Origin of the sequence: Stenotrophomonas sp., from assembly GCF_032103445.1 — a bacterium.
Classification (GTDB): domain Bacteria; phylum Pseudomonadota; class Gammaproteobacteria; order Xanthomonadales; family Xanthomonadaceae; genus Stenotrophomonas.
Genome location: NZ_DAMDFR010000011.1, coordinates 12292 through 24490 on the forward strand (window position 1 = coordinate 12292; position 12199 = coordinate 24490).

Genomic DNA, 12199 nt, shown 5'->3' on the forward strand with positions numbered 1-12199 from the left:
CAACCGGTCATTTCGTCTCGATTCTACTAGATGGGGCGAACCGGCAGGATTGGAAGGGGGGCGCTTGCTGAAAGGTCGATTCATCGGCCGGTCGGACTGGGACCGGGGTCGTGCCCCGGCCGGACCAGACGGGGTAAGGTGAAGGCCCCTTACCCCCCAATCTGGCCACTTGATGACGCTTCCAGCCACGTTCAACGCCTTCCGCATCCACCAGGACGACAACGGCCACCGCAGCGGGCTCGAGGCCATCGGCCTGGACCAGCTCAATCCGGGCGAGGTGGTGATCCGCGCGCAGTGGTCGTCGGTGAACTACAAGGACGCCCTGGCCGGCACTGGCAAGGGCCGCATCCTGCGCCGCTTCCCGCTGGTCGGCGGGATCGACGTGGCCGGCACCGTGGTCGCCTCCACCGACCCGGCCTGGCGCGAGGGCGACGCGGTGCTGGCAACCGGCTGCGGGCTCAGCGAGACCCGTGACGGCGGCTACAGCCAGTATGTGCGGTTGGAATCGAGCGCGGTGATCGGCCTGCCGGCCGGGCTGAGCGCCCGCGAGGCGATGATCATCGGCACCGCCGGTTTCACCGCCGCGCTGGCCCTGCTGCGGATGTGCGACAACCGGCAGACCCCCGCCCATGGGCCGCTGGCGGTGACCGGGGCGACCGGCGGGGTCGGTGCGCTGGCCGTGGATATCTTCAGCCAGGCCGGCTTCGAGGTGCATGCGGTGAGCGGCAAGGCCGACCAGGCCGACTTCCTGCGCGGGCTGGGTGCGACTGAAGTGCTGCCGCGCGAGGTGCTTGCCACCACCCGGCCGATGGAGTCGGCACGCTTCGGCGGCGGCCTGGACAATGCCGGAGGGGCGATGCTGGCCAGCCTGCTGGCGCAGACCGTGCCCTACGGCAGCGTGGTCAGTGCGGGGCTGGCGGCCAGCCCGGCGCTGGACATGACGGTGATGCCCTTCATCATCCGCGGCGTCTCCCTGTTGGGGGTGTCGTCCTCTTCGGCACCGCGTGATCTGCGCGAGCAGGTCTGGCACCGTCTCGGCACCGAGTGGAAGCCGCGTCATCTGGCCGCGATCTGCACCCGCGAAGTCACCCTCGACGGGCTGCCGGAGGTGTTCGACACCATGCTGGCCGGCCAATCACTGGGCCGCACCGTGGTGCGAATCGACTGAGCGTTGCAGTTGGGCGACAGACGGCGCATCCGGTCCTTCACGCTGACACAGGCCGGGCCTACACTGCTTGGCATTATCTGGGGAATAACATGGCACGCATTCTGATCGTCGACGATTCGCAGGTTCAGCAGATAGGAATCCAGCGCATGGTCGAGAAGCTGGGGCACGAAACCCTGATCGCCGAAGATGGTGCCAAGGGCGTGGAAGTCGCCAAGGCCGAGCTGCCCGACCTGGTGCTGATGGACGTGGTGATGCCCAACCTCAATGGCTTCCAGGCCACCCGTACGCTGGCACGCGAGGCGACCACCAAGCACATTCCGGTGATTCTGGTGACCACCAAGGACCAGGACACCGACCGCATGTGGGGTATGCGCCAGGGCGCGAAGGCGTATCTGACCAAGCCGTTCTCGGAAAGCGAGCTTTCCGAGGTGCTGGAGCGTGTGTTCAACAGCAAGGAACCGCCGGCGGGTTGATCCGGCGATCCCGCCGGATCAAACAGTTTCGCCAAACGCCTTGGCCAGGTTCCGGTACGCCTTCTTCTGCGCGTCATCGGTGGGCACCGGGGCGACGATTTCGATCTCCACGATCTGATCACCATCCGGATTACCGGGCAGGCCGCGGCCGCGCAGGCGCAGCTTGCGCCCGGCATCGGAGCCGGCCGGCACCTTCAGTTCCACCGCACCGCCCAGGGTCGGCACGCTGATGCTGGTGCCCAGCGCGGCCTGCCACGGGGTGACGTCCAGGGTGTACAGAATGTTGCGGCCGTCGACCTCGAACTGCGGGTGCGCGGCATATTCCACTTCCAGCAGCAGGTTGCCGCCGTTGGTGCCCTGCCCGCTCAAGCGGATCACCTGGCCGGGACGGATGCCCTTGGGCACGCGCACATCCAGCTGCTTGCCGTTGACGGTGATGCGCAGGCTGTCGCCGTTGTAGGCCGCCTCCAACGGTACCGACAGCTTGGCGCGGGTGTCGCGGGTCGGCTGCGGGCCAGCGCCGGCACCGCCAAAGCCGCTGGCGCGACCGGCACCGCCTCGCTGGCGCGCGAACAGGCTTTCAAAGAAGTCGCTGAAGCCGCCGCCACCGGCACCGCCGCCGAACACTTCCTCGAAATCGAAGCCCTGGCCACCACCGTAACCGGGCGGGGTGTGGAACTCTTCGCCGGGGCGATAGCCCTGCGCCTTGAGCTGGTCGTAGGCGGCGCGCTTCTGCGGATCGCGCAGCGCCTCGTAGGCCTCGTTGACCGCCTTGAACTTCTCTTCCGCACCGGCTTCCTTGCTGACGTCGGGGTGGTACTTGCGTGCCAGCCGGCGGTAGGCGGTCTTGATTTCGGCATCGCCTGCGCTCGGTTCCACCCCGAGCGTGGCGTAGTAATCCTTGAATTCCATTGCAAAACACCTCGAATAGGGTCGGCCACCCGCGCCGGCGGGGGCTGTTCAGGCAATTCTAGCGGCTGCCGGGCTCGGTGCCGTGATCGAAACATGATCCCGCGCAATGCGGCACTGGCACGCTTGGGCTAGGCTGACCGCATCCCCTGCCCTGTTTCTGGATTCCCCATGACCATTCAACCCGGCGACGCGATTCCCGAAGTGACCCTCAAGCGCATCCGCGAGGGCATGGAAACTTTGGACACCCATGCGCTGTTCGATGGGCGCAAGGCGGTGTTGTTCGGGGTTCCCGGCGCCTTCACCCCCACCTGTTCGGCCCGCCACCTGCCCGGCTTTGTCGAGCACTTCGAGCAGTTCCGCTCGCGCGGCATCGATGTGTTCTGCATGGCGGTCAACGACCCGTTCGTGATGAAGGCATGGGGCGAAAGCCAGCAGGTGCCCGACGGGCTGCAACTGCTGTCCGATGGCAATGGCGATTTCACCCGTGCGTTGGGGCTGGAGATGGATGCCAGCAGTTCCGGCATGGGCGTGCGCTCGCGGCGTTTTGCCCTGTACGTCGAAAACGGCGTGGTGCGGGAGGCGTGGATCGAGGAGCCGGGCAAGTTCGAGGTGTCGTCGGCAGAGCATGTATTGGCGCATTTGCCGGGTTGATCAACGCAGGATCCGGAACCGCACCTGGGTCCACGCGCCGTCTGCAGCCAACGCAGTGAGCGTGTGCTCTCCGGCCTCATCGAAATCCCGCTGCAGCAATCGCGCACCTTCCGTGCGCGCAATCCAGCGGTCGTCCAGCAACCAATCCACACTCTGCTCGGTACCCAACGCCCGCAGTTGCAGGCGAACGCCGTGCTCGGCATTCGGCGCGCGCGCCAACGTGGCGCGGTCGTTGAGCCCTTCGATGTGCAGCGTACCGGCACTCCCTGCCCCCTCATCGCGACAATCCGGCGACAGCGCCGGCAGCTGCGAAGCTCGACGCAGCGCCAATGGCAACCAGGGCGACACCCGCGCCGGCCAGCGCGCGATCTCGCGGCTCTGCGCCTCATGCGGCAGCCTGCAGTCCGGCGACAGGCGCAGACCGCTGCGCGCATCCACCTGGAAATGCTGGCGGCCGGCCTGCCACAAGCGGGCATCGCGTTCGGCAAAGGTGGGCGGCACCGCGCCGTCCAGCACATAGGCCTCCAGTCGACGCTGGCACAACGTGGGCGGCACATCCTGCTCACGCTCGCCGGTTGGCCAGCAGATGGTGTGGCTGCTGACGCTGGCCGGCATCGGCGCGGCGCTGGCATCACCGGGCTGGCGCGGCAGGCTGTCCACCACTTCAAACATCAACGGCAGCGCAGTCACCGCGCCGTACTGGCCCGGCAAGGGCGTGCCGTCCGGCCGCCCCACCCACACACCCACGGTGTAATGCCGGGTGCTGCCAATCGCCCAGGCATCCCGGTAGCCATAGCTGGTGCCGGTCTTCCAGGCCACGCGCGGGCGACCGGTGACATCGAAGGTACCGCTGCCGTAACCGGGCCGCGGATTGGATTCGAGTACCTCACGGGTGATCCACGCTGCGCCGGGCGACATCAGGCGTCGTTCGATCACCGCATCGTCGGCGCGGTAACGCACACGCCCTGCAATGCCGTTGCGGTTGAAGGCAGCGAAACTGCCGACCAGGTCTTCGAGACGGGCCCCGGTGCCGCCCAGGATCAGCGACAGATTCGGCGCACTGCCACGCGGAAAGCGCAGGTTGATACCGGCATGCGACAGGCGTGCGGCAAAGCGCGCCGGGCCCACCCGGTCCAGCAGGTCCACCGCTGGCACGTTGAGCGACAACCGCAGCGCGGTGGCGGCACTGACCGGACCATTGAACGCGGCATCGAAATTGCCGGGGCGATAACCGCCGAAGCTCTGCGGCGCGTCCACCATCAGGCTTTCGGAATGGATCAGGCCATCGTCCAGGGCCATGCCGTACAGGAACGGCTTGAGTGTGGAACCCGGTGAGCGCCACGCCTGCACCATGTCGACGTGGCCGAGCCGCTGCTTGTCACCGAACGCCACCGAACCCACATAGGCGCGCGCCTCCAGGGTGCGGTTGTCGACGACCAGCAGCGCAGCCGAGGTGCGCTCGGGCAGCTGCGAGAAATACGAACTCACGCGTTCTTCCAGCGTGCGCTGCAGGCCGATATCCAGGGTGCTTTCAATGCGCGCCGCGCGCGGTTCGGCCGCACGCAGCCGCTGCGCCAGCAGGGCGGCGTGCAGCGGCGGCTGCAGCGCGCGGGTGACCACCGCCTCCATGCGGGCGTCGTCGACCTCTTCGCGCGACCACACGCCCAGCGCGACCATTCGCTCAAGCACCTTGTCGCGCGCCGCCTGTGCCGCTTCAGGATGACGGTCGGGGCGCAGGCGGCTGGGCGACTGCGGCAGCACGGCCAGCAAGGCGGCCTCGGCATGCGAAAGCTGCGCCGCGGGTTTGCCGAGGTAGGCCCAGCTGGCCGCCTCCACGCCCTCGATGGTGCCGCCGTAGGGCGCACGTTCCAGATACAGCGCCAGGATCTGCGCCTTGCTCAGGTGCAGCTCCAGTTGCACCGCACGCAGCAGCTGTTTGGCCTTGCCCCACGGCGTGCGCGTATGCGGGTCTAGAATGCGCGCGACCTGCATGGTCAGCGTGGACCCGCCGGACACGATGCGGCCGCTGCCCAGCCACTGTTTGCCGGCGCGCAGCAGCGCCCACGGATTGACCCCCGGGTGCCGCCAGAACCAGCGGTCTTCGTAGTTCAGAAGTGCCTGCAGGTACAGCGGCGACACGCTCTCGATCGACGCCGGGTACCGCCACACCCCATCAGCATCGGCAAACGCACGCAGCGGCGTGCCATCACGCGCGACCACCAGGGTGCTGGTGTCGCGCTGTTTCGGCAACGGCGGCGGAAACGCCAGGTCCAGCACCAGCAGCACCGCCAGCAGGGTGGCGGTGCCCCAGCGCAGGCCCCGCCACAGCCAGCGGTTCCGGCTCAATCAGGGCTCCACCACGGTGATCGTGGTCGGAGTGCTGCGGCCCACCCCGCGCAGGTCGGGACGGTACATGTCCTCCACCAACGGCGGCGGCACGGTGTAGGTGCCCGGGGTGACTGCACGCACCAGATAGAACACCTTGGCGGTGCTGCCCCGCGACAGCTTCAGCGCGGCCACATAGCGGTCGTCGCGGAATTCCTCGTGACGCAGCGTGGCCGCTTCACCGCGCTCGTTGATGCGCAGCCCGTCCACCACCACGTCGGCCCACTGCTTGGCATCGCCGAGGTTGAGGTTTTCGATCTCCAGGCCGGCCGGCAGCAGGTCGGTAAGCAGCGCGTCGGGCATATCCAGGTTGGGAGTGATGTTGACCCGCACGATCAGGGTTTCGCCCTCCTTCAGTGCGCGCGGCGTCCACGGCTTGCCGTCCGTGGTGTACCAGCTGCGTTCCACGCCCAGATGGCGGTTGTCCGGTTCCGGCGCGGTGCGTGGAATACCCGCCACTTCCAGGCTGGCGAACATCGGCGGCTCGCCCTGCGGCGTGAAACGCACACCCTTGGCCAGGGCGGCATAGTCAAAACCGCGACCAAACAGACGGCGCGCGGCAATCGCTTCCACTTCGTCGCCAATGGCCAGCTCACCGGAGACCTGCTTCTTCTGGTTGGCAGCCAACGCCTTGCCCAACCGCGCCAGCGCCACCTGCTCCTGGGTGCTCAGCCACATCCAGCCGTTGTTGCGGCGCGCATCCAGCGCGCGGCCCAGATCGACCGCACGGGCGTCGTAGGCCGGCTTGGCCAGCTTGCGTTCGTGCAGCAGGGCGATCATCAACGCGTCATCGCGCACCGCGCTGCCGTAGTCACCAAAGTACTGCGGACGCTCGCTGCTGGGCTTGGCAAAGCCGGCCGCAATGGCCGCATCGCCGCGCTTGTGGTCGCCCTGCAGCGACAAGGCGATACCGAGGTGCACCAGCGACAGACCGGTCAGCGCCTTGCTGCGTTCGTTGTCGTACAGCGCGCGCAGGGTACCCAGCGGGGCGCGGTTGACCCGCGCCAGCACGTAGCCCGAATACGCCTGGTTGGCGAACTTGAGGTTCTCGCGGCGGTCTTCGCCGTAGAACTGGTTGCCACCGGACAGCAGGTCTTCGCTGAGGCGGTTGAGCGCCTTCTGCAGCACCGCGTCGGGCACCGTGAAGCCGGCATCCTTGGCGTCCAGCAGGAACTCGGCGATGTATGGGGTGAGTGCCGGATTGACGTAGCCATCGTCGCCCCACATCGAGAAGTTGCCATTGGCCACCTGCATCGAGGCCAGCCGGCCGAACGCACCCTCCATGCGTTCACGGCGCTGCTTGGCATCCAACCCACCGGCCCCCAGCATCGTGGCGGTGGCTTCATCCAGCATCAGTGCGGCATAGCCCTTGCTGGTGGTCTGCTCGGCGCAGCCGTACGGATAGCGCAGCGCGCCTTCCAGCGCACTGGCGAACGGAATCGGCGGCAACGCGCTGACCAGCATGCGCGCGCTCACCGAGTCCTGCATCAGGCCATCGGCCAGCCCGGCATCCATGCTGACGGCTGCAAGCGGGTCCAGGGTGCGGGTCTGCGCGCGCAGCACCTGCGGCCACGCCGCCCGCACCGGCAGATCGTAGCGGCGGTCCACCTTGAACCCATTGCCGTCCACGCGCACGCGCACCTGGGCCACGGTGTAGCCCTCGCGCGCGCCCAGCGGGAAGTTCAGAGTCTGCTTGGCGTCGGCGTTCAACTTCAGCGTGCGGCCGCCCTCGCCCAGGGTGATGGGGCCGACGCCGTCAACCTGCACCTTGAACTCGCCCGGCTTGCCGGTGAAGTTCTGCACGTCCAGGGTGACCGTGCTGCGGTCGCCCGGAGCGAGCACGCGCGGCATGCTGGCTTCGGCCAGGATCGGCGCGCGCACCACCGTTTCCATGTCGCGCTTGCCGTACTGGTCATCGGAATACACCACCGCGGAAATGCGCAGGGTGCCGTTGAAGTCGGGCACCTTCAGGCTGACCCGCGCATTGCCCTTGGCATCCAGCTTCACCGGGCCAGCGAACAGGTCCACCGTCTGCACGCGGGCGGTGGGGCGCTTGGCCTGCGGCAAGGCCTCCAGGGCCATGTCGCCGCCGAACTTGAGTTTGCCGCTGCTGCCGTCGAAGCTCTCGATCACGCGGCTGTAGATGTCGTACGCGTCCACGCCCAGGCGACGCTGGGCGAAGAAGTGCGCGGCGGCATCCGGTACCGGGAAGCGGGTGATGTTGAGAATGCCCACGTCCACCGCCGACACGGTCACATGCGCGACCTTGCCGGCCAGCTGCGGTGCGCTGACCGTCACCGGCAGGGTCTGCTCCGGACGCATCTGCTTGGGTGCGGACAGGCCCACCGCCACGCTGCGCGCCTTGCGGTCCATCGGCACGTGTACCACGCCCACGGCGCGTGCCGGGGTGATCTTGCTGGGCGCACTGCCGCCGCGGAACACCAGCGCGGTGATATAGACGTCGTGGCGCTCCCAATCGGCCGTGACCGGCAGGTCGAAGGTGCTGCCCGGCTTGGCGTCAATCTCCTTCACATAGAGCATCTTGTCGCTCTCGACCATGATCACGCCCTTGCCGGCGTGCGGCGGGGTGACGGTCACGCGCACGGTGTCGCCGGCCTTGTAGCCGGTCTTGTCCAGACTCAGCTTGACCTTGTCGGGGCGGGCATCGAGCCCGCGATTGTCGTCGTTCCAGCTCCAGCCGGCGTGGAACGGGTAGCGGCTGGTCAGGCCGGTGCCCGGATCGAATACCTCCAGGCGGTACTCGCCCCACTCCACCGGGAAGTCGATGCCCACCGGTGCCGCGCCTGCATCGAGGGCCCGGGTTTCCTTGTTTTCAAAGCGGCGGGTGAAATCGTAGTCCCAGCGGTTCTCGTTGAAGGTCCAGTGGTAGTCGCGCAGTTCGCGCACCAGGGTGACCTTCAGGCCCTTGCCCGGGTGCGCCTTGCCGGCGGCGTCCACACGCACGACCTCAAAGCGCGCGTTGCTGTTGGCATCGGCCCCATCATTGTGATCGAACAGGGGGCGTACACCGACCAGCACCGGGGCCGGCCACATCACCCGCTTCAGGGTGCGACTGACAGTGCGGCCACCCGTTTCATACACGCTGCCAGACAGCACCACCGCCACCGGCGCGGTCGCCTTGACCTCGCTGGGCAGCTCCACGTCCTGACGCAGCTTGCCGTCTGCCGGGAACTCGGTGTCGATGACATCACGCGCTTCGCGCGGCAGTTCCATGGTGACGTCGCCGAAGAAGTAACCCGGCAGCGACTCGACCGGCGATGTCTCAGCCGTCACCGCCAGACGTGCGGTGAAGCGGTTGCCGTCGGCCGGCGCGCCGTATAGATAGGCAGCGTCGGCCTGGAGCTTGAGCGGTTCGCCGGGCTTGAGGGTCTTCTGCGGGCTGTCCAGATCCAACTTCATGCGCTCGGGCAGAAACTCCTCGATGCGCAGGGTCATGCCCTGGATGGCTTCCTTGCTGGCCGGATTGCTGCGGAACTCCACCTGCCAGCGGCCGGTGGGGGCATCGGCCGGAATGGTCTGCTCGAAGCTCAGATAGCCCTGCTCGCCCGGCTGCAGGCGGGTTTCGCGGAAGGTCTTGCCGTCGGGCTGTTTCAAGCGCAGGTACACCGGCTGCGGCTTGACCGGCTTGCCGTCGTTGTCGCGCAGCAACGCGGACACGCGCACGGTTTCACCGGGGCGGTACAGGTCACGCCCGGACCAGGCGAACACGTCAAACCACGCATTGTCACGGCCGGCCACCGCGAACTCGCTCAGGTCCAGCGCCGGCTGGTTGAACGGCAGGAAGGTGGTGTCCGCGCCGCTGCTGGCAATCAGCACATGGCCGGCATCCAGGGTGTACTTGAGCAGTGCGTTGCCGTTGCCGTCGGTACTGCCTTTGAGCACCACTTCGCCCTTGGCATCGAGAATGCGCAGGTCGATCTTCTTCAGCGACCCACCGCTCTGCAGTGAGGCGGTATGGACGAACAGGGTGTCCTTGTACGCGCGGGTATGCAGGCCGATGTCGCTGACGGTGAAGAAGGCGGTGTCGAACTCGCTGTCGAACGAACCGGTGCGCTTCATCACCGCGAAGTAGAGGCCGGGCTCCTGCAGTTCCTTGATGTCCTGCGTGGGCAGGTAGGTGAGCACCCGTTCGTTCTGCTTACCACCCAGCACGAAGCGGTTCACGTAGACCGGCTCGGCCAGCTGCGACATCGGGGTCTTGTCGCCGTACTCGCTGTCCAGCTCCCAGCTGCCGCGGCGACCGCCGCGCTGGTACTGGCTGAAGAACTGCGGCAGCTGCTTCTCGCGCACGCGCAGGAACTCCACGTCCACTTCGGGCACATTGACCGAGACCACCGGCAGGCCGCGACTGTCACGCGCGGGCAGCACGCTGCCCTGCGAGGCGAACCCGGCCACCGGCTTGAGCTCGCCGGTGAAGACCTTCTGCTTCAGTTCCTTGCCGATGCGGCTGCCATCGGCGGCCAGCAGGTCGGCCGAAACAAGCAGGGTATAGTCCTTGGCCGCCTCCACGAACGGGTAGCGCAGGGTGGTGCCGTCATCGGACAGCGTCCAGCTGCTGTCCTCGGTGCCGACCTTCTCTTCGAAGCGGACCAGTTTGTCGAAATCCTGGGTGCCGACCAGCGGGCGCGAGAACTCCAGCGCCAGCGACAGGCCATCGCCCTTTTCATCCGGGTAGGCGCGCAGCAGGGTGAACTCGGTGACCGCCTCGGCCTTGGCCGCGATGGGCTTGCCGGAAGCTTCCGGCAGCTGGCCGCTGTCGTTTCGTTTGCAGCCGGTGATGCCAACTGCCAGCGTGGCGGCGAGCGCCAGCGCGATGATTCCCTTCCACTTGCCCTGCCCGACCCGACCCAGCGTAGCCATGACGTCACTCCTTGAACGATGCCGTCAGTATACGGTGGTCGTCCGGACACGCATGGGTCGGGAAATTCCGAATTGAAGCGAATGACACGCGTAGAGCCACGCCCTGCGTGGCTGGGAAACCGCCGGTTGCCGCGAAGCCACGCAGGGCGTGGCTCTACGGGCGGTTTGGCACCCGCACCGCGCCTTCCATCAGCACCCGGGCGCTGCGGCTCATCAGTGCCTTGGTGACCACCCACTCGCCCTCCACCTGGGCCGCCTGGGCCCCCACCCGCAGCGTGCCGGAGGGATGCCCGAAGGTCACCGCATCACGCGTGCCGCCGCCGGCGGCCAGGTTGACCAGGGTGCCGGGGATGGCGGCTGCCGTGCCGATGGCCACCGCGGCGGTACCCATCATGGCGTGGTGCAGCTTGCCCATCGACAGCGCACGGGCGTGCAGGTCGATGTCCTTGGCTGGGATCTGCTTGCCACTGGACGACACATAGTCCTGTGCCGGGGCGACGAAGGCGACCTTGGGGGTGTGCTGGCGGGTGGCGGCCTGGTCGATGTGGTCTATCAGGCCCATGCGCACCGCGCCGTGCGCGCGGATCGCCTCGAAGCGGGCCAGCGCGGCCTTGTCTTCGTTGATCGCCGGCTGCAGTTCGGTACCGCTGTAGCCCAGGTCAGCGGCGTTGAGGAAGATGGTCGGAATACCGGCGGTGATCATGGTCACGGTGAAGCTGCCGACGCCGGGCACGTCCAGCGTGTCAACAAGGTTGCCGGTCGGGAACATGGTGCCGCCGTCGGCATCGTCGGACGGATCGATGAACTCCAGCGCGATCTCGGCTGCCGGGAAGGTCACCCCGTCCAGCTCGAAGTCGCCGTCCTCCTGCACCTGGCCATCAATGATCGGCACATGCGCCAGGATGGTCTTGCCGATGTTTGCCTGCCAGATGCGCACCGTGCAGGTGCCATTGTGCGGAATGCGCGCCGGGTCGATGAAGCCGTTACTGATCGCGAACGGACCGACCGCGGTGCTGAGGTTGCCGCAGTTGCCGCTCCAGTCAACGAACGCGGTGTCGATGGAGACCTGTCCATACAGATAGTCCACATCGTGATCGGGCACCGAAGCATCCGAAATGATCACGCACTTGCTGGTGCTGGACGTCGCCCCGCCCATGCCGTCGGTGTGCTTGCCGTACGGATCAGGCGAACCGATCACGCGCATCAGCAGCGCGTCACGCGCGGGGCCAGGTGCCTGCGCGGGAACGGGAAGGTCCTGCAGGCGGAAGAACACACCTTTGCTGGTGCCGCCGCGCATGTAGGTGGCGGGAATGCGGAGTTGGGGAACAAAGGTCATCGTGCTGTCCAAGTCAAATATTTCAGGATGCGCCGTTCATCCGATCGGCAGATTTCCGACGCATGCGGTCAAAGTGATCCGGTTCCAGCGGCTTGGCCGGCCCGGAGGCCAAGCCTTGGGCGATCAGTTGTCGTAGCAGGTTCTCTGCTTTGCGTCGCCGGCGCTGGCGGATCAGGTCGCAGACATAATCGGAAGCGCTGGAATAACCACCTTCGGCGACTTCTTCATCTACGAACTGCTTGAGCGGATCGCTGAGTGATATTTTCATGGCGTCCATCGGTAAGGCCTCGGAGCTGCAGTAGCTGCCAGCGGTGGTGCGCCGTCAAGTGGCTGGGTGCAAGGTTTTGGGGTTCATGATTGGGGGCGAGCGATGGCGTTGTCCGGGCAAGCCAC

The 12199-nt window shown here is 67.0% G+C and carries 8 protein-coding genes; 3 read left to right on the plus strand and 5 right to left on the minus strand.

What is annotated here, in order from left to right; genetic code table 11:
• Nucleotides 1–172: 172 nt before the first annotated feature.
• Nucleotides 173–1168 (plus strand): YhdH/YhfP family quinone oxidoreductase, encoded by a 996-nt coding sequence (locus RT551_RS06205; RefSeq protein WP_313456547.1) that lies wholly within the window; start codon nucleotides 173–175, stop codon nucleotides 1166–1168.
• 89 nt (nucleotides 1169–1257) lie between these two features.
• On the plus strand, nucleotides 1258–1641 hold the full coding sequence (pilH, locus tag RT551_RS06210) for a twitching motility response regulator PilH (RefSeq protein WP_311192229.1): 384 nt from the start codon (nucleotides 1258–1260) through the stop codon (nucleotides 1639–1641).
• An 18-nt stretch (nucleotides 1642–1659) separates the two neighbouring features.
• Here pilH and RT551_RS06215 read toward each other — a convergent pair whose 3' ends face one another.
• Nucleotides 1660–2553, minus strand: coding sequence for a DnaJ C-terminal domain-containing protein (locus RT551_RS06215; protein WP_313456550.1), 894 nt, complete (start codon nucleotides 2551–2553; stop codon nucleotides 1660–1662).
• Between the two features lie 168 nt (nucleotides 2554–2721).
• Between RT551_RS06215 and RT551_RS06220 the strand changes: the two genes are divergently transcribed.
• Entirely contained in the window at nucleotides 2722–3204 is a 483-nt protein-coding gene (locus RT551_RS06220) for a peroxiredoxin (protein WP_313456552.1), read from the plus strand.
• Here RT551_RS06220 and pbpC read toward each other — a convergent pair whose 3' ends face one another.
• The 4 genes from pbpC to RT551_RS06240 all read right to left on the minus strand — a co-directional run bounded on the left by pbpC (nucleotide 3205) and on the right by RT551_RS06240 (nucleotide 12083).
• The gene (gene pbpC / locus RT551_RS06225) at nucleotides 3205–5550 is read right to left on the minus strand and encodes a penicillin-binding protein 1C (protein ID WP_313456554.1); all 2346 of its coding nucleotides are present in this window, start codon (nucleotides 5548–5550) and stop codon (nucleotides 3205–3207) included. It lies immediately after the preceding gene.
• Entirely contained in the window at nucleotides 5551–10470 is a 4920-nt protein-coding gene (locus tag RT551_RS06230) for an alpha-2-macroglobulin (protein ID WP_313456556.1), read from the minus strand.
• A 154-nt stretch (nucleotides 10471–10624) separates the two neighbouring features.
• A complete protein-coding gene (gene prpF / locus RT551_RS06235) occupies nucleotides 10625–11806 on the minus strand; it encodes a 2-methylaconitate cis-trans isomerase PrpF (RefSeq protein WP_313456557.1) in 1182 nt (393 codons plus the stop codon).
• Nucleotides 11807–11828: 22 nt separating this feature from the next.
• Complete coding sequence (locus tag RT551_RS06240) at nucleotides 11829–12083, minus strand: type II toxin-antitoxin system ParD family antitoxin (protein ID WP_313456559.1); 255 nt, start codon at nucleotides 12081–12083, stop codon at nucleotides 11829–11831.
• Between the last annotated feature and the right edge of the window lie 116 nt (nucleotides 12084–12199).